At 73.5% G+C, this 17,354-nt stretch carries 16 protein-coding genes; 11 read left to right on the top strand and 5 right to left on the bottom strand.

Annotation, left to right across the window (positions count from 1 at the left end):
• Positions 1-92 precede the first annotated feature (92 nt).
• Both O7615_RS26250 and O7615_RS26245 read right to left on the bottom strand, forming a co-directional pair.
• Positions 93-1,463: a hypothetical protein gene (locus O7615_RS26250; protein WP_278182240.1), complete on the bottom strand. Its 1,371-nt coding sequence runs from the start codon at positions 1,461-1,463 to the stop codon at positions 93-95.
• Positions 1,464-1,640: 177 nt separating this feature from the next.
• Complete coding sequence (locus tag O7615_RS26245; RefSeq protein ID WP_278180456.1) at positions 1,641-2,759, bottom strand: Vms1/Ankzf1 family peptidyl-tRNA hydrolase; 1,119 nt, start codon at positions 2,757-2,759, stop codon at positions 1,641-1,643.
• Positions 2,760-2,898: 139 nt separating this feature from the next.
• On the opposite strand from O7615_RS26245, the gene O7615_RS26240 reads away from it, so the two are divergent.
• Together O7615_RS26240 and O7615_RS26235 are read left to right on the top strand one after the other, a co-directional pair.
• Positions 2,899-3,447 (top strand): hypothetical protein, encoded by a 549-nt coding sequence (locus O7615_RS26240; protein WP_278180455.1) that lies wholly within the window; start codon positions 2,899-2,901, stop codon positions 3,445-3,447.
• Positions 3,448-3,490: 43 nt separating this feature from the next.
• A complete protein-coding gene (locus tag O7615_RS26235) occupies positions 3,491-4,363 on the top strand; it encodes an alpha/beta hydrolase (protein ID WP_278180454.1) in 873 nt (290 codons plus the stop codon).
• A gap of 97 nt (positions 4,364-4,460) precedes the next feature.
• Here the strand turns inward: O7615_RS26235 and O7615_RS26230 are convergent, their stop codons facing one another.
• Positions 4,461-4,766: a DUF3817 domain-containing protein gene (locus O7615_RS26230; RefSeq protein WP_278182239.1), complete on the bottom strand. Its 306-nt coding sequence runs from the start codon at positions 4,764-4,766 to the stop codon at positions 4,461-4,463.
• A gap of 127 nt (positions 4,767-4,893) precedes the next feature.
• Between O7615_RS26230 and O7615_RS26225 the strand changes: the two genes are divergently transcribed.
• The 5 genes from O7615_RS26225 to O7615_RS26205 all read left to right on the top strand — a co-directional run bounded on the left by O7615_RS26225 (position 4,894) and on the right by O7615_RS26205 (position 11,368).
• Positions 4,894-6,372, top strand: coding sequence for a glutamate--cysteine ligase (locus O7615_RS26225; protein ID WP_278180453.1), 1,479 nt, complete (start codon positions 4,894-4,896; stop codon positions 6,370-6,372).
• Positions 6,373-6,458: 86 nt separating this feature from the next.
• The gene (locus O7615_RS26220; RefSeq protein WP_278180452.1) at positions 6,459-7,493 is read left to right on the top strand and encodes a hypothetical protein; all 1,035 of its coding nucleotides are present in this window, start codon (positions 6,459-6,461) and stop codon (positions 7,491-7,493) included.
• A 145-nt stretch (positions 7,494-7,638) separates the two neighbouring features.
• Positions 7,639-8,703 carry an iron ABC transporter substrate-binding protein gene (locus O7615_RS26215; protein WP_278180451.1) on the top strand — a complete coding sequence of 355 codons (1,065 nt, stop codon included), beginning with the start codon at positions 7,639-7,641 and terminating at the stop codon, positions 8,701-8,703.
• Positions 8,704-8,762: 59 nt separating this feature from the next.
• Positions 8,763-10,295, top strand: coding sequence for an iron ABC transporter permease (locus tag O7615_RS26210; RefSeq protein ID WP_278182238.1), 1,533 nt, complete (start codon positions 8,763-8,765; stop codon positions 10,293-10,295).
• Complete coding sequence (locus O7615_RS26205) at positions 10,292-11,368, top strand: ABC transporter ATP-binding protein (protein WP_278180450.1); 1,077 nt, start codon at positions 10,292-10,294, stop codon at positions 11,366-11,368. Before O7615_RS26210 ends, O7615_RS26205 begins: the two co-directional genes overlap by 4 nt.
• Here O7615_RS26205 and O7615_RS26200 read toward each other — a convergent pair whose 3' ends face one another.
• Positions 11,369-12,307: a M48 family metalloprotease gene (locus O7615_RS26200; protein ID WP_278180449.1), complete on the bottom strand. Its 939-nt coding sequence runs from the start codon at positions 12,305-12,307 to the stop codon at positions 11,369-11,371.
• 97 nt (positions 12,308-12,404) lie between these two features.
• Here O7615_RS26200 and O7615_RS26195 point away from each other — a divergent pair, with 97 nt between their 5' ends.
• The 4 genes from O7615_RS26195 to O7615_RS26180 all read left to right on the top strand — a co-directional run bounded on the left by O7615_RS26195 (position 12,405) and on the right by O7615_RS26180 (position 14,537).
• On the top strand, positions 12,405-12,815 hold the full coding sequence (locus O7615_RS26195; protein WP_278180448.1) for a BlaI/MecI/CopY family transcriptional regulator: 411 nt from the start codon (positions 12,405-12,407) through the stop codon (positions 12,813-12,815).
• A 101-nt stretch (positions 12,816-12,916) separates the two neighbouring features.
• On the top strand, positions 12,917-13,342 hold the full coding sequence (locus tag O7615_RS26190) for a hypothetical protein (protein ID WP_278180447.1): 426 nt from the start codon (positions 12,917-12,919) through the stop codon (positions 13,340-13,342).
• On the top strand, positions 13,339-13,563 hold the full coding sequence (locus O7615_RS26185) for a helix-turn-helix transcriptional regulator (RefSeq protein ID WP_278180446.1): 225 nt from the start codon (positions 13,339-13,341) through the stop codon (positions 13,561-13,563). Before O7615_RS26190 ends, O7615_RS26185 begins: the two co-directional genes overlap by 4 nt.
• Positions 13,560-14,537, top strand: coding sequence for an NAD(P)-dependent alcohol dehydrogenase (locus O7615_RS26180; protein WP_278180445.1), 978 nt, complete (start codon positions 13,560-13,562; stop codon positions 14,535-14,537). The genes O7615_RS26185 and O7615_RS26180 overlap by 4 nt, the downstream gene beginning before the upstream one ends.
• A gap of 34 nt (positions 14,538-14,571) precedes the next feature.
• Here O7615_RS26180 and O7615_RS26175 read toward each other — a convergent pair whose 3' ends face one another.
• Complete coding sequence (locus O7615_RS26175; protein ID WP_278180444.1) at positions 14,572-17,322, bottom strand: HAD-IC family P-type ATPase; 2,751 nt, start codon at positions 17,320-17,322, stop codon at positions 14,572-14,574.
• Positions 17,323-17,354: the final 32 nt, after the last annotated feature.

Below are 17,354 nucleotides of genomic sequence, written 5' to 3'. Positions count from 1 at the left end.
GTGATCAGCCCGTCGCAGCCGGCGGTGTTCCCGCTCCGTAGGTACTCAATCACGGGATCGCGGGTTCGCGAGGATGTTTCGTCAGCCCGGTCTCAACAGATCAGCAGGCCATGGTGGCTGCCGCCGTCGCGCAGCGCGGCCAGGGCGTCGGGCACCGCGAGCGGCGCCGGGCTGGGCAGGTCGTACGGCTGGGCGCGGAGCACCTCGGTGGCCCGGCGGGTGGGCACGGTGGTTACCGGGTAGCCCCGGGCCGAGGTGCGGTCCAGGGCCCGGCGCCGCCGGCCGAAGCCGGCGATCGCCAGCCACTGCGGCAGCCCGGCCAGCGCCGGCGAGCGTACGCCCGGCGGTTCCGGCAGCACGTCGACCGAGGTGTACGACTCGCTGCCGGCCAGCCACCACTCCACCTGCTCGACGCTGCGCCGGGTGGCGTTCTCGCACCAGTACGGCACCAGCCCGGCCCGGATCACCTGCCAGGGGTCGAGGAGCCGGCCGCACTCGACCACCAGCCGGTCACCGGTCTTGCCGGCGGCGCGCAGCCACCGGCGGTACAGGTCGGCGGTGGCGGCGCTGAGCGCCTCCGGGGCGGGGACGAGGACCCGGTGCAGCGGATGATCGTGACGGGTGGTCCAGTCCCGTACGGCGCGGTCGAAACCGGAATCCACCGCGTGCTCGGCAGCGCCGGGCGGTGCGGAGATCTCCGGCGGATCCCAGCGCGTGCTGTCCCCGCCGGCCGAGCGCAGCACCTGGCGCAGGGCGTGGCTGTCCGGGTGGAAGTCCACCGGGTTCAGCCCGCTGGCCGGGCAGCCGAGCTGGAAGCTGTGCCCGTCGGCCGCGTCGATCACCGGCCAGGTCCGGGTGTCGCCCAGCACCAGCACCGGCGCTCCCGGCGCCAGCCGATCGGCCAGGAAGCTCCGGTACGCGGCCGGCAGCGCCCGCCAGCGGCCGGCCAGCGCCACGGTCGCCCCGGCCAGCGCGCCCCGGCTGGCGGGGCAGTGCACCTGGCGCAGGTGCAGGTCGGGGTTGCCGGCGAGCACCCGCCCGGCCAGCGCCGCGCCGTGATCCAGGGCAGCCCGGGGGCGGTCCACCGCGCCCTGCGGCCAGTGTGCGGTCATCTCGAACCCGGCGGGCAGCCAGGGCATGCCGAGCGCCACCGCCAGGTGCACGGCAGCGCCGTGCGGGGAACCCAGCAGCACACCCGGGTAGCGGCGGGGTGGGTACTGGTCGACGAACCACCGGGCGACGCGGGCCGCGTCGACCTCGGCCGCCTGCCCGGCGGTGAGGGCGACCCGGCCGACCGAGCGGATGGCGGCGGCCCGGCGCACCGGGTCGGGGGTACCGGCGAAACGGGACACCGGTCCGGCGTGGCCGAGGTCGGCGCAGTCGCTGCCGCGCAACGCGCGAGCGGTGGCCGCGACGAGTATCCGGGCGCTGCTGCCGGCCGCCACGACGCGGTCACCGGCCATCCCGGCGCCGGCCGCCGTGAGTCCCGGGCGCACCTTGCGCACCGGCCCCACCTTGCCTCGATCGCTCACCACGCGGCCCGGCTTCCCGCCACGATGCGGGTTAAACAGGGCATCCCCCCACCGAGCGGCATCAATCAGCGGATCTTGACCGTTCCCGGCGACAGCGGCCGAGACGGGTCAGGCGCCACCCCGTCCCGGGGTGACCGGGTCGACGTAGCGCAGCACCGCGCCCACCCCGTCCACCAGTTCCGGCGCCTCCTCCGCGCCGAGCACGGTCAGCTCGGCGTCGGTGCCCACCAGGGCACGCACCAGCGCCGCGTCGGCACGGACCCGCGCCGGTTCGGCCACCGTGGCGAGCTGCCCCGGTGCGGTGGCGATGTCGGTGGCCGCCGGACCGATCCAGAGTTCGCCGTCGGCGGACGGATCGTCCACGATCAGCATGGTGTCGACCTGGTTGCGCTGCAGCGCGGCCACCACCGCGTCCAGCCCGGCGCCGACGTCCTCCTGCATGCCGAAGCGGTCCAGTGCCGCGGTCACCCGCTGGTCGGCCACCTCGGCGATGGTCTGCACGGTGAGGTCGTCCAGCAACGCCTGGTCGGCACCGCCGGCCCGCGAGCCGGCGTCGGTGCGGACCACCATGTCCTGCCACCGTTCCGGCATCTGTGCGGCGATCATGCCGGTGGCGCGGACGTCGCCGGCCACCACGACCACCTCGGCGCCGACCCGCTCGGCCAGTTCGACCGTGGCGGCGGTGACGTCACCGGCGTTGTGGTGCCAGGCCTCCATGGCGGCCCGCTGGTAACGCGACTGGGACCAGCCGCCGGGCTTGACCCGGCGCAGCTGATAGCTCTCCCGCCCGACGACGTGCGCCCGGCGCGGCACGCCGCCGGCGCTGACCGACATCGCGTCGGCACCGGTCCGGTCGGCCAGCACCCGCACCCACGCCACCTGCTCGCCCCGCTGGGCCAGCAGGGGCATCACGTGCGGCAACGGGGCGTACGCGGCCAGGTCCCGGCGCGGTGGGGCGGACAGGTACTCGGAGAGCACCACCCGGCCACCGGCGCCGAACACCGCCAGACCGTAGTCACCGGGCATCGGGTCGTGCCCACGGACCACCCCGTCGATGGCGGCGACGGTCGGCTCGTCGGCCCCCTGCTCGGCCAACTGCCGTTGCAGGGCACGCCACCGCAGATCGAGTGCCGGGTGCGCATCCTCGGTGTCCAGCGAGGCGTCCAGGTAGACCGAGCACCACGGGCCCGGACGCTGGTAGAGCGGACGCAGGAAGGACAGCTGCATGCTCGACCCCTTTCCAGCTCGACCCACCGCTTACCCGCGCCACCCGGCTTGTCACCTGCCCACACTCGCGTGACCGGTTTTCATTCACGTCGTTCAACCCCGAGGATCGATACGATCTGTAGGCGTAAGCGGACTCTGGGTGGTGGCCATGGACACGACATCGTATTCCCGGCGCAGCCTGCACCCCACCGGTCGGATCCTCACCGCGCAGATCGTGCGCCTGATGGACGGCTATCCCCGGGAGATACGGGTGGGGCAGCCGGTGCTGGTGGTGGTGCTCGCCGCCGCCGGGGTGGCCGGCCTGCTCGCCAGGCTGGTGCGGGCCCTGCTCTCCGCCGGCTCCGGGACGGGCCGCCGCAGCTTCAAGGAGCTGAAGAAGGGCCCGGAATATCTGGTCACGCCGGTCCGCCTGCGCGATGCCGACGGCCGGCTCTACGAGGTGGAGCTGCACGGGCACCTGCCGCAGAGCGCCCTGCATCCGGCGGACCACGTCCAGCTGACCCTGCGCGACCAGGGCGATCCCGACCTCGCCCCGAAGATCGAACGGATCGTCAACCTCACCACCGGGCAGCTGCTCCGGCCGCGTACGGCCACCATGTGGTCGCACCTGGGCCCGCCCCTGCTGCTGCAGGCGGTGCTGGGGGTGCTGGTGCTCGTCGCGGTGGCCGCCTGTACGGCACTGACCTGAGGCGCGCGTTTCCGGCCCGGGCGGCGGGGGCACTGCTGCCGGCATGTTCGCCGGGTTCACGCTGGAGGAGATCGACGTCGGCCCGGTGCGGCTGCGGGTACGCCACGGCGGCTCCGGGTCGCCGGTGGTGCTGTTGCACGGGCATCCGCGCACCCACGCCACCTGGCACCGGGTGGCGCCACTGCTCGCCGACCGGCACACGGTGATCTGCCCCGACCTGCGCGGCTACGGTGGTTCGTCGAAGCCACCGAGCACCCCCGACCACGCCACGTACGCCAAGCGGGCGATGGCCGGCGACGTGGTGCGGCTGCTCGACGCGCTCGGCCATCCCCGCGCGGCCGTCGTCGGGCACGACCGCGGGTCGTACGCCGCGATGCGGACCGCCCTGGACCACCCGGACCGGGTCACCCACCTCGCGGTGCTCGACGGGGTGCCGATCGGTGAGGCCCTGGCCCGCTGCGACGCCCGGTTCGCCGCCCGCTGGTGGCACTGGTTCTTCCTCGGCCAGCTCGCCAAGCCCGCCGAGCGGGTGATCAACGCGGACCCGGACGCCTGGTACGGCGGCTCCCCCGAGCAGATGGGCCGGGAGGCGTACGACGACTACCGCCGGGCCATCCACGACCCGGCCACCGTCCACGCGATGTGCGAGGACTACCGGGCCGGGCTGGGGCCGGACCGGGCGGCCGACGACGCCGACCGGGCCGCCGGGCGCCGCATCGGCTGCCCGGTGCTGTTCGCCTGGTCCACCCGCGACGACCTGGTCGACCTCTACGGCGACCCGGCGGCGATCTGGCGGGACTGGGCCGACGACGTGCGGGCGGTGCCGATCGAGTCGGGTCACCACATGGCCGAGGAGGCCCCCGGACAGCTGGCCGAGGCGCTGCGCGCGTTCCTCGCCGAACGCCGGCCGGACTGAGATCGCGGTCGGGCCGAGGTCGTCGGGCCGAGGTCACGGTCGGGCCGAGGTCAACGGTCGGGCCGAGGTCACCTTGCCCGGGGTGCCGGCCCGGCGATCAGCCGACCGGGGCGGGCTCGCGGGCCGGTTCGTCGACGTCGAGCATGCCGCGCCGGCGGGCCCACCGCTCGAAGGCGAGGGTGGCGAAGGGTGGCACCGCGCAGGCCAGCGCCACACCGGTGGCCAGCAGGCTCCACCGGTGCACTCGGGCCACGGCCAGCACCAGCACGCCGTACGCCACGAAGAGCGCGCCGTGGATCGGGCCGAAGATCTGCACCCCCAGCTCGTTGCCGGGCGGACCGTACTTGACCGCCATCCCGGCCAGCAGGCCGGCCCAGGAGATCGCCTCTGCGATCGCCGCCATCACGAACAGCCGGGTCACCTTCTCACGCACGCAGCCATGCTAGCCGCCACTTCGCCGGCGATCCGGGCTTCCCCCGATGGCATGGACGTGCGACGTTTGGGGTACCAGCGGTGACAAGGTGGTGACCATGGGCGAGGAAGTCGGCGTGCAGACCTTCAGCCGCCAGGACCGGGCTCGCTACCGGGACAAGGTACGCCGCTGCCTCGACGTCTTCGCCGAGATGCTGCGCGAGTCCCGGTTCGACGTCGACCGGCCGATGACCGGGCTGGAGATCGAGCTGAACCTGGTCGACGCCGGGTCGATGCCGGCGATGCGCAACGCCGACGTGTTGCAGGCGGTGGCCGACCCGAGCTTCCAGACCGAGCTGGGCCAGTTCAACGTCGAGATCAACGTCGCGCCCCGGCGGCTGGCCGGCACCGGCACCGCCGAGTTCGAGGAACACGTACGCGCCAGCCTGAACGCGGCCGACCAGCGGGCCCGCACGGTCGGCACGCAGCTGGTGATGATCGGCATCCTGCCCACGGTGCTGCCCGAGCACCTGACCGCTGCCACGCTGTCGGCGAACCCCCGTTACGCGCTGCTCAACGAGCAGATCTTCGCCGCCCGGGGCGAGGATCTGCGGATCGCCATCAACGGCGTCGAACGGCTCGCGGTCACCGCCGACACCATCACCCCGGAGGCGGCGTGCACCAGCACCCAGTTCCACCTCCAGGTCGGCCCGAACCAGTTCGCCGACTACTGGAACGCGGCCCAGGCCATCGCCGGGATCCAGGTGGCGCTCGGCGCCAACTCGCCGCTGTTCTTCGGCCGGGAACTCTGGCGCGAGACCCGGATCCCGCTGTTCCAGCAGGCCACCGACACCCGCCCCGAGGAGATCAAGACCCAGGGCGTACGCCCCCGGGTGTGGTTCGGCGAGCGGTGGATCACCTCCGTGTTCGACCTCTTCGAGGAGAATGTGCGCTTCTTTCCGGCGCTGCTGCCGGTCTGCGACCCCGAGGACCCGTCCGAGACGCTCGCCGCCGGCGGCGTACCCACCCTGGCCGAGCTGCGGCTGCACAACGGCACCATCTACCGGTGGAACCGGCCCGTCTACGACGTGCTGAGGGGTCGGCCGCACCTGCGGGTGGAGAACCGGGTGCTGCCGGCCGGGCCGACCGTGCTGGACACCGTCGCCAACGGGGCGTTCTACTTCGGACTGGTCCGGGCACTCGCCGAGGCCGACCGGCCGCTGTGGTCGCAGATGTCGTTCAGTGCCGCCGAGGAGAACTTCACCACCTGCGCCCGGCACGGCATCGACGCCCACGTCTTCTGGCCGGGCCTGGGCTACCTGCCGGTGACGGAGCTGGTGCTGCGGCGCCTGCTGCCGCTGGCCCACCACGGCCTGGACCGCTGGGGCGTCGACCCGGACGAGCGGGACCGGCTGCTCGGCATCATCGAGCAGCGCTGCCTGACCGGCCGCAACGGCGCCAGCTGGCAGGTGGCGACGCTGCACCGGCTGGAGTCGACCGACCAGCTCGACCGCCCGGATGCCCTGCGCGCGGTGGTGCGGCACTACGTGGAGCTGATGCACAGCAACCGGCCGGTCCACGAGTGGCCGATCCCCTGACCGACTCCCGACACAGGGAGTGACGATCCGATCACGACGGTTACGGTGAGTGCGTTTCCGCCCGACGGGTCGAGAGGATCCCGCCGATGCCACCACCGCTCCGCCACGCCGTCCCACTCACCGTCGCCGCGCTCGTCGCCGCCCTCGCCCTTCCGCCGCCCGCCCCGGCGGCGCCGCCCACCCCGGCATCGCAGGTCGGTCCGGCGACGCAGGTCGGTTCGGTGCGCGCCACGGTCCGTGACGCGACCACCGGCACCCCGGCGCGTGCCTGCCTGTCCCTGGTCCCCGCCGACCGCGACCAGCTCACCGTGGTGGGGCTCGGCGAGGAGCAGGCCGGGCGGCACGGCGGCTGCACCGGCCTCGACGGCAGCGACCTGGTCGCGACCGACGTGCCACCGGGCCGCTACCACCTGCTGGCCCGGCCGTACGACACCGCGCGGCACGGCTGGCAGTGGGTCGGCGGGCACGGCGGCACGGGACAGCGGGAGCGGGCGGCGATCCTGCGGGTGCGACCCGGCCGGACGGTGGTGGCACCGCAGGTACGGCTCGACCCGCCCGGCACGGTCACCGGCCGGCTGACCCGGGCGGCGGACGGCAAGCCGGTGTCCGGCGGGCTGGTCTTCGCGCTACCGAGGATCCCGCACCCGAAGTACAGCGAGGGCGCGATCACCGACGACGACGGCCGCTACACGCTGACCGGTCTCGGGCCGTACCACTGGCCGCTGTACTTCACCGGCGCCCGGCTGGCCAACCAGTGGTCGGGCGGGACGGCGGACCGGGCACGGGCGCGGCCGGTGCGGGTTCGGGCCGGCGCGACGGTCACCGCCGACCAGGCGCTCGTCGCGGGCACCGTGGTCAGCGGGACGGTCAGCGTACCCGAGTTGCCGTCCTACTCCCAGGTCGTCGCGTTCCACGAGAGAACCGGTGACGTGGTGGGCGTGGCGGAGGTCGGGTCCGACTACACCCTGCGGCTGCTACCGGGGCAGCGGGTGGTGCTGCGCTGCGACTGCCGGTACGCGCCGAGCCGCTGGTATCCCGACGCCGACGGGATCGGCGGCGCGACGCCGCTGCGGGTGGGCCGTACGCCGATCACCGCCGACTTCGACCTGACCGGTCCCTGACCGGTCCCTGACCTGAGGTCACGACGTGGGTGCACCGGTCCGGTGCCCCATCCCGGGCATTCAAAGTGAGGTTAGGCTGTGCTAACTTCTACAGTCAGTAGAAGAGCCGAGGGCTTGATTCCCCCGCCATCGAAGGAGCCTCACCGTGCCCGTATCCACCCGAAGGTCCGTGCTGGCCCTGGCCTGCGCGGGACTCCTCACCGCCGGTCTCGCCGCCTGCGGCGGCGAGGACACCGGCGCCGATGCCAGCCCCACGAGCGCGTCCTCCGACAAGAAGATCACCGTCTACAGCGGCCGGAGCGAGTCGCTGGTGCAGCCGCTGTTGGACAAGTTCACGCAGCAGACCGGGATCACGGTCGAGGCGCGGTACGCCGGCACCGCGGCCATGGCGACCCAACTGCTCGAAGAAGGTGACAGGTCACCAGCCGACGTCTTCTTCGCGCAGGACGCCGGAGCGCTCGGCGCGGTGGCGAAGAAGGGACTGTTCGCGCCGCTGCCGACCGAGGTCACCCAGCAGGTGCCGGAGTCGTACCGGGCGCGCGGTGGCGAATGGGTCGGCGTGACGGCACGCTCCCGCGTACTCGCCTACCACCCGGACCTGGTACCGGCCGCGCAGCTGCCCGCCTCCGTCTTCGACCTCACCGGGCCGGCCTGGAAGGGCAAGGTCGGGGTGGCACCCACCAACGCGTCGTTCCAGGCGTTCGTCACCGCGATCCGGGTGCAGCACGGCGATGCCCGGGCCACCGAGTTCCTCGCCGCGTTGCAGGCCAACGACCCGCAGGTCCGGGACGGCAACGGCCAGATCCTGGAGGAGGTCGAGTCGGGCAAGCTCGCGGCCGGCCTGATCAACCACTACTACCTCGGTGAGATCGCCAAGGAGCAGGGCAAGACCCCGGAGACGATGACGGCCAAGCTGCACTTCTTCCCGAACGGGGACACCGGCGCGCTGGTCAACGTCGCCGGAGTCGGCGTGTTGAAGAAGGCCGCCGACGACGCGGACGCCCGCGCCTTCGTCGACTACCTGCTCAGCGCCGACGCCCAGACGTACTTCGCGGAGCAGACCTACGAGTACCCGGTGCTCGCCGGTGCCGCGGCGCCGGCGTACGTGCCGCCGCTCGCCGAGCTGGCGGTCCCGGCGATCGACCTGAACGACCTTGACCAGCTCGAAGCGACCATCGAGCTGATCAAGAACTCGGGGCTCGTGCCCTGAGCAGCTCGTTGTCCGTGCGAGGGCGGGTCCGTTCCGGCGGGCCCGCCCTCGCCGGGACGCTGCGTCGATGGGCGCCCCGACCGGTGCTGCTGGCGTGCGCCGTCGTCGCCGTCGCGGTGGCCCTGATCCCGCTGGCCTACCTCGCGGTCCGCACCGGCGAGGCCGGCTGGGCACGGATCACCGAGGAGTTGTTCACCCGGCGGGTTCTCCGGCTGTCGGTGTACACGTTGGGACTCGCCACGGTGGTCACCGCCGCGAGCGTGTTCCTCGGCGTCGGCGCCGCGTTCCTGGTCACCCGCACCGACCTGCCGTTCCGGCGGGCCTTCGCGGTGCTGGCGGCGCTGCCCCTGGCGGTGCCCACCTACATCGCCGCGTTCGCCTGGGTCTCCACCGTGGACGGCTTCGCCGGATTCTGGCCGGCCGCGCTGGTCCTCACCATGTGCTCGTACCCGTACGTCTACCTGCCGGTCATCGGCGCGCTCGCCGGTGCCGACCCGGCCCTGGAGGAGGTGGCCCGCTCGTTCGGGCGGAACGCCTGGCAGGTGTTCCTGGTCACCCTGCGCCAGGTCCGGCCGGCCGTCGTCGGTGGCGGATTGCTGGTCGCCCTCTACGTGCTCTCCGATTTCGGCGCCGTCTCGATCCTGCGGGCCGACACCTTCACCCGGGCCATCTTCATCGCGTTCGACCTCGGCTTCGACCGCACCGGCGCCCTGGTGCTGTCGAGTGTCCTGGTCGCGCTCACCGTGCTGATCCTCACCGGCGTGACCGCCGGTCACCGCCGGGACGCCCGGCTGGCACCGCTCGGCACCGTCCGACGGTCCCCGGCCCGGCTCCGGCTCGGTCGGCTGCGCTGGCCCGCCGTGACCGGGCTGGTCATCCTCCTGGTGCTCGCGCTCGGCGTCACCACCGCCAGCCTGGGACACCGGCTGGCGCAGGGTTCGTCCCGGCCCGGCACCCTGTCCGAGGTGGTGACCGCGGCCGGCAACTCGCTGTGGCTGTCCTTCACCGGCGCCGCACTGACCACCCTGCTCGCCCTCCCGCTCGGACTGCTCGCCGCCCGGGTGCCCGGGCGGTTCAGCGCGATCCTGGAACGCGCGAGCTACCTCAGCCATGCGCTGCCCGGCCTGGTCATCGGCCTCTCCCTGGTGTTCTTCGGGATCAACGTGGTGTACCCGCTCTACCAGACCACCGCGCTGCTGGCCCTGGCGTACGCCGCGCTGTTCCTGCCGCTGGCCGCCGCCTCCGTCACCAGCGCGGCGATGCACGCGCCGCCGGTGCTGGAGGAGGTGGCCCGATCACTGGGCAGCGGTGGGCCCGCGGTGTTGCGCCGGGTCACCCTGCCGCTGCTCCTGCCGGGCATCGGCGCCGGCGCCGCCCTGGTCTTCCTCACCTGCATGAAGGAGTTGCCGGCGACGCTGCTGTTGCGGCCGACCGGCATGGACACCCTCGCCACCGAGTTGTGGACGAACACGTCGGTCGCGGCCTACGCCGGCGCGGCCCCGTACGCGGCGTTGCTGGTGCTGCTCTCGTCGGTGCCGACCTGGCTGCTCACCGCCCGTACCGGAATCCTGACGAAGGAGAGTGCCCCGTGAGCCAGCTGGAAATCCGCGCTCTGGTGAAGCGGTTCGGGACGGTGCCGGCGGTCGGCGGAGCCGACCTGACCGTGCCGACGGGCACCCTCACCGCGGTGCTGGGCCCGTCCGGATGCGGCAAGACCACGCTGCTGCGGTGTGTCGCCGGGTTCGAACGGGTCGACGCGGGCACGGTGGAGATCGGTGGACGGGTGGTGGCCGGCGCCGGCCGGCACGTCCCGCCGCACCGCCGGCAGGTGGCGATCGTGCCGCAGGAGGGGGCCCTCTTTCCGCACCTGTCGGTCGCGCGGAACGTCGCCTACGGGCTGCGCCGGGCGGCCCGCCACGGCGATCGGGTCCGGGAGGTGCTCGCCCTGGTCGGGCTCACCGGCTACGAGGATCGGATGCCGCACCAGCTCTCCGGCGGCCAGCAGCAGCGCGTGGCCGTCGCCCGCGCGCTCGCACCGCGACCCTCGCTGATCCTGCTCGACGAGCCGTTCAGCGCGCTCGACGCCACCCTGCGCAGCGCGGTGCGCGACGACGTACGGACCGCGCTGCACGCCGACCGGGCCACCGCCGTGCTGGTCACGCACGACCAGGCCGAGGCGCTGTCCATGGCGGACCAGGTGGCGGTGATGCGGTCCGGCGCCATCGTCCAGACGGCCACCCCGGTCGAGGTCTACCGTGCCCCGGCCGACGCCTGGACCGCCGGCTTCGTCGGTGAGGCGGTCCTGCTGACCGGCACGCTGTCGGCCGGGGGGGTGGCGACGCCGCTGGGTGTGCTGCCGCTGGCGCGTCAGCTGCCGGAGGACCGGGGCCCGGTGCGGGTCATGGTGCGCCCGGAGCAGATCACCCTCAGCCGGGACGACGACGGCACCGCCGCCGTCGTCGACCGGGTCGACTTCCACGGGCACGACGCGTTGCTCAACCTCCGGCTCGACGGCGGCCTTCCGGTCACCGCCCGGGTGCTCGCCGGCGCGGCCCTGCCGCTGGTCGGCGACGAGGTCCGGCTCCGGGTCCAGGGCACGGCGCTGGGCTGGACACACGAGACCTCCGTCGCGCCGACCGCACCGCGCGCCGCGATCCGGTCGTAGTCAGTCCTTGCGGTCGCGGGCGTGGGCCAGCAGCTCGAACAGGTCGTAGACACACTCGCCGGTCCAGACCACGGTGCCGGCGGCCATCAGCGCGGTCACGCCGACGATGACCGGCGAACGGAGCACGGGCGGCGCGGCGAGCAGCGAGGCGACCCGGCGGGGCACCACCCCCGCACCGCCGAGTTCCGGCCGCGACGGAGCCAGGCCCAGTGCGGCGGCGTGCCGGCGTCGTCCCGTCGCGGCGAGCGCCGCCGCACCGACCGCCCGGGCGACCGTACGTCGGCTGCCCACCGCCACCGCGGCGTACTCGTCCGCCGCGCGTTCGACCAGGTACTCGACCTCGCGCAGCAGCCACCGGAACACCGGATGTACGGCCGCCGCCAGCGCGACGAGCAGGACCAGCCGGTGGTGCCGGCCCACCAGATGCGCGCGTTCGTGCGCCAGCAGGGCCTCGTACTGCTGCTCGTCGAGGGCGTCGCGCATGCCCCTGGTGACGATGATGTGCCCCGGATCGCCCGGCACCGCGAAGGCATCCACCGAATCGTCGTCCAGGACCACGACGTAGGTGCCCGGAAGCAGCCGGTCGTACCGCCGGGCGGACACCATGGCCCGCCGGTGCACGACCCACGCCCGGGTGACCGCCACCCCGGCCACCAGGAGCCAGACCAGCGAGAACCAGGACACCCACGGGACATGCGCGGTGTCGGCGCGGACGACGTGATCCGACCAGTCGAAGCGGCGCGCCACCGCCGGAAGCTCGGCGAACGCCTTCAGCGCGAAGGTGGCCAGGTTGACGGCGCTGGCGGCCGCGGCGACCACGGCCGACCAGGCGAGGGCGATCGCCGCGATGTCGGGACGGAACCGACGTGCCAGCAGCCGGGCCGCCACCACCACCGCCACCGGCGCCACCAACACAGACCAGACGAAATGATCAAACACGCCCGCTCCCTGATCACGAGTCGGCTCCCAGTGTGCCACCAGGCGACCGGTACGCCGAAGACCGCGTGACGGCCATGGTGTCGATAGAGTCCCCACCGTGACACCACGCGACTCCGCCGACGTCGAGGAACCCGGCGGCCGACGCCGTCCCGGTGAGCTGGAGGCGGGCATCCTCGACGTGTTGGTCGCCGCGACGACGCCCCTCACCCCGGGCGAGGTGCGCGAGCGGTTGACCTGGTCGCCCCCGCTGTCGTACAGCACCGTCGTCACGACCCTCACCCGGCTGTACGAGAAGCACGCGGTCACCCGGCAGCGCGACGGGCGGGCCTACCGCTACGCCGCCCTCACCGACTCACCCGCCCTGGTGGCCCGCCGGATGAGCCAGTTGCTCGGCGCCGAGACCGACCACGCCTCGGTGCTCCGCCGGTTCGTCAACGGCCTGAACGAACAGGACGAGGCGGTGCTCCGCCAACTGCTCCTCGACGAGGACCAACCCGGACAGGACTGAGCCGCCACACCGCGCAGCTCCGATGTAAAAGTTTCTAGACATCACGTCAAAGACTCCTTACTCTGAGTGTGTCAAAGATTCTTTACCTCGGGGAGGCGGCCGTGACGCACGAGGAGAAGCGGGCCTGGATCATGCTGGTGGTCAGCGTGGTCGCCTACGCCGTGTACGCGGCCGTCGTCCTGAGCCGGGCCGGCGGGGCGCTGACCGCGACGCCCTACGCCGGCACTCTGCTGTGGACGGTCGGCGGTGCGATCGTGGCGAACATCGTGGCCGAGATCGGCATCGGCGTGGTCAACCCCCGCGCGCCCCGGACCAGGGACGTGCGCGACCGGGAGATCGGGCGGCTCGGTGACCACGTCGGGCAGGCGTTCGTGGTCATCGGCGCCGTGTCGGCGATGCTCATGGCGCTGGCCGAGTGGCACTGGTTCTGGATCGCCAACGTCATCTACCTGTGCTTCGTGCTGTCGGCGGTGGTCGGTTCCCTGGCGAAGGTGATCGTCTACCGCAGGGGCGTGCCGCAGTGGTGAAGCCGACCCGCGTCACCAACAACATCCGCGCGTTGCGCTTCGCGCGCGACGAGATGACCCAGGCCGAACTCGCCGAGCGGATCGGCGTGACCCGGCAGACCGTCATCGCCATCGAGCAGGGCCGCTACTCGCCCTCGCTGGAGATGGCGTTCCGGATCGCCCACGTGTTCGGCGTACCGCTCGACGACGTGTTCCAGTATCCCGAGGAGGCGGCACCGTGAAAGCCATCGTGCAGGACAGCTACGGCCCGGCGGACGTGCTCGAACTGCGGGACATCGCGCGGCCGGCCGTCGGCGACCGCGAGGTGCTCGTCGAGGTACGCGCCGCCGCGGTCGACCCCGGCGTGTGGATCCTCATGGCCGGGCGCCCCTACCTGGTCCGGCTCGCGGCCGGGCTGCGCCGACCCCGGATGCCCGTGCGCGGCCGCGACCTGGCCGGGGTGGTGACCGAGGTCGGTGCCCGGGTGACCCGGTTCCGGCCGGGCGACGAGGTGTTCGGCACCTGCCTGCGGGGGTCGTACGCCGAGTTCGTCGGCACCGACGAGCGGCGGCTGGCCCGCAAGCCGGCCAACCTGTCGTTCGCGCAGGCCGCCGCGGTGCCCGTCTCCGGGATGACGGCCCTGCGCGCGGTGCGCGACAGCGGCCAGGTGGGTCCGGGTCAGCGGGTCCTGGTGATCGGCGCGTCCGGCGGCGTCGGCTCCCACGCCGTGCAGATCGCCAAGGCGTACGGTGCCACCGTCACCGGAGCCTGCGCCACCGCCCGGGCCGACTTCGTCCGCTCCCTCGGCGCCGATGACGTCCTCGACTACACCCGCGAGGAGATCGACCGCGACGGACCGGTCCACGACGTCGTCATCGACACCGGTGGCGACCGTCCCCTGTCGCTGCTGCGGCGCGCGCTCACCCCGCGCGGGACGCTGGCGCTGGTCGGCGGCGCGTACACCCGGGGTCCGCTGCTCGGCGGCTACGGCCGGCAGATGTTCCGCGCACCGCTGCTGACGATGGTCGTCGGCCAACGGCTGCGCAGCGTGAGTGCGGTGGAGCGCCCCGGGGACCTCGACGAGCTGCGGGAACTCGTCGAGGCCGGCGCGCTTGTCCCGCCGGTCGACCGCACCTACCCGCTGGCCGCGGCGCCGGACGCGCTCCGGCACCTCGCGACGGGGCGCCCGGCGGGCAAGGTCGTCGTCACGATCTGAGGACCGCGGGACACCGGCCGGCCTGATCAGGCGGTCATCGGGGTGGCGCGATCGGCCACCGGCGGCGCAGCGCCTTGTGCGCCTCCACGGCGACCACGATCGACAGCGCCACCGCGACGATCACGGCCCAGGTTCCCGGCCGCAGCGGCTCCACCCGGAGCATGTACCGGGTGGGCGGCAGGTACAGGGCCACCACGTGCAGGGTCAGCGCCCCCGCCGTCGCCAGGAACAGGAAGCGGTTGGAGAACGGGCTCATCCGCAGCAGGGACCGGGAGTGGGACCGCGCGTTGCCCGCCTGGAACGCCTGGAACACCACCATCGTGCTCAGGGCCACCGTCTGGGCGTACATCAGCGAACCCGTGGCGGTCAGCTCCCGGTGGAACATCCACAGCGTGCCGGCGGCCATCACCACGCCGGAGATGACCGTCCGTTCCCAGAGCAGCCGGGACATGATGCCCTCCCGGAGCCGGCGTGGTCGGCGGCGCAGCACGCCCTCGGCGCCGGGTTCGAAGGCCAGGGCGAGATCCTGCAGGCCGCTGGTCACGATGTTCAGCCAGACCAGTTGGGCCGGCACCATCAGCAGCGGCCAGCCCAGCCACAACCCGCTGAGGATCGCCAGGGCCAGCCCGGCGGCGGTGGAGACGAGGAAGAACGTGACCTTGCGGATGTTGTCGAAGGTCACCCGGCCGACCCGGACCGCGCTGACGATGGTGGTGAAGTTGTCGTCGGCCAGGACCATGTCGGCGGCCTCCCGGGCCACGTCGGTGCCGTCGCGGCCCATCGCCACACCGATCTGGGCGGCCCGCAGCGCCGGCGCGTCGTTGACGCCGTCGCCGGTCACCGCCACCACCTGCCCCGAGTCGCGCAACGCGGTGACGACGCGCAGCTTCTGCTCGGGCGAGACCCGGGCGAAGACCGAGGTGTCGGCGACCACGTCACGCAGCTCCCCGTCCGACAACCGCCGCAGCTGCGTGCCCTCCAGCACCCGGGCGGGACCGTCGGTGATGCCCAGTTGCCCGGCGATCGCCCCGGCCGTGGTCGCGTGGTCCCCCGTGATCATGAGCACCCGGATGCCGGCCTCCCGGCACTGGCCGATCGCCTCGCGCACCCCCGCGCGGGGCGGGTCGGCCATCGCCTGTAGGCCGCAGAAGACCAGCTCGCCGGGTTCCCGGTCGAGCACGTCGAGGTCGCCGGAGTCCACCACCCGGTACGCGAACGCCAGCACCCGCAGGCCGCCGGCCGCGAAGTCCCGGGCCGCCTCGGCGACCGCGTCCGGATCGAAGGGCACCGTCCCCTCGGCGGTCAGCATTGCCGTGCACATGCCCGCGACCCGTTCCGGTGCGCCCTTGACGTACAGCGTGTGGCGGCCGGCCTCGGTGCGGACGCTGGCCGAGTAGCGCCGGGCCGGCTCGAACGGCTGTTCGGCGACCACCCGGTGCTCCCGCCGTACGACGGTGGGGTCCAACCCGGCCCCCAGCGCCACCGTCAGCATCGCCACCTCGGTGGGGTCGCCGACCGTGGCCAGCCGGCCGTCCCGGCGGGCCACGTCCGCCTCGTTGCTGAGGACGCCGGCCAGCAGGGTCAGCCGCAGTGCCTCGCAGTCACCGGCCGCCGCCACGGTCGCCGGGTCCGGCTGCCCGTCGAGCCCGACGCGGTCGAACCGGAAGGTCCGGCCCCCGGCCCAGGCCGCCCGCACGGTCATCCGGTTCTCGGTGAGCGTCCCGGTCTTGTCCGAGCCGATCACGGTGGTGGAGCCCAGCGTCTCCACGGCCGGCAGGTGCCGGACGATCGCGTTGCGCCGGGCCATCCGTCGCACCCCGATGGCCAGGGTGATCGTGACCGCCACCGGCAACCCTTCCGGCACGGTGGCCACGGCCAGCGCCACCGCCACCATGAACATGTCCCGGACCGACTCGCCCATCAGCAGGCCGCTGACGAACGCCACCGCCGAGACGGCCAGCACGGCGATCCCGACGAGCTTCGCGAAGCCGGCTATGGCGTGCTGCAACGGCGTGGTCGGTACGCCCTCGTTCCGGATCAGGCCGGCGATCGCGCCGAGTTCGGTGTCGGTTCCGGTCGCCACGACGACCCCGGTACCCCGGCCACTGCTGACCGCGCTGCCGCTGTACGCCATCGAGCGGCGGTCGGCGACCGGCGCCTCGGCGTCGACCGGTGCGGTGTCCTTGCCCACCGGCTCCGACTCGCCGGTGAGCATCGACTCGTCGACGCGCAGCGTGTTGGCCACGGTGAGCCGCAGATCGGCCGGGACCCGGACGCCGGACTCCAGCAGGACGACGTCGCCGGGCACCAGGTCGACGCTGTCGATCTCGCGTTCCCCGCCGTCCCGGACGACCCGGGCGTGCGGCACCACCAGCTGGGCCAGCGCCCGTACCGTCCGCTCCGCCTTGCGCTCCTGGGTGAAGCCGACGACGGCGTTGAGGGCCAGCGCCGCCGCGACCACGATCGAGTCCAGGTACTCCCGCAGCAGCAGCACGATGACGAAGGCGACCAGCATGATCACGATCAGCGGGCTGCGGAACTGGCGCAGCAGCACGATCACCGCCGGGGTGGGCCGCTCCTCGGCGAGGCGGTTGGGCCCGTACCGCTGTCGGCGCCGCGTCGCCTCGGCCGCCGCCAGCCCCCGGTCGCCGGTGGTCAGGACCCGCTCGACCTCGTCGACGGGCAGCGCATGCCACGGGTTGTCGTCCGGGTGCCCGGCCGCCCGGTCAGCGGGCCGGCCCCGCCGCTGCGACGGCGCGGCCCCCGGGCCGGAGCGGCGGTTCACCGTGCCGCGAGCCGCGCGGGCCGGGCGACGGC

The sequence above is a fragment of the Micromonospora sp. WMMD1082 genome (genome assembly GCF_029626175.1).
Lineage (GTDB): Bacteria > Actinomycetota > Actinomycetes > Mycobacteriales > Micromonosporaceae > Micromonospora.
Note: the sequence above shows the minus strand (reverse complement) of the source record. Positions and strands in the feature narration are given on the sequence as shown.

Coding starts and splice junctions, on each gene's coding strand:
- O7615_RS26250 (WP_278182240.1), bottom strand. CDS start 1,463: ATGGCCGGTGACCGCGTCGTGGCGGCCGGCAGCAGCGCCCGGATACTC.
- O7615_RS26245 (WP_278180456.1), bottom strand. CDS start 2,759: ATGCAGCTGTCCTTCCTGCGTCCGCTCTACCAGCGTCCGGGCCCGTGG.
- O7615_RS26235 (WP_278180454.1), top strand. CDS start 3,491: ATGTTCGCCGGGTTCACGCTGGAGGAGATCGACGTCGGCCCGGTGCGG.
- O7615_RS26230 (WP_278182239.1), bottom strand. CDS start 4,766: ATGGCGGCGATCGCAGAGGCGATCTCCTGGGCCGGCCTGCTGGCCGGG.
- O7615_RS26225 (WP_278180453.1), top strand. CDS start 4,894: ATGGGCGAGGAAGTCGGCGTGCAGACCTTCAGCCGCCAGGACCGGGCT.
- O7615_RS26220 (WP_278180452.1), top strand. CDS start 6,459: ATGCCACCACCGCTCCGCCACGCCGTCCCACTCACCGTCGCCGCGCTC.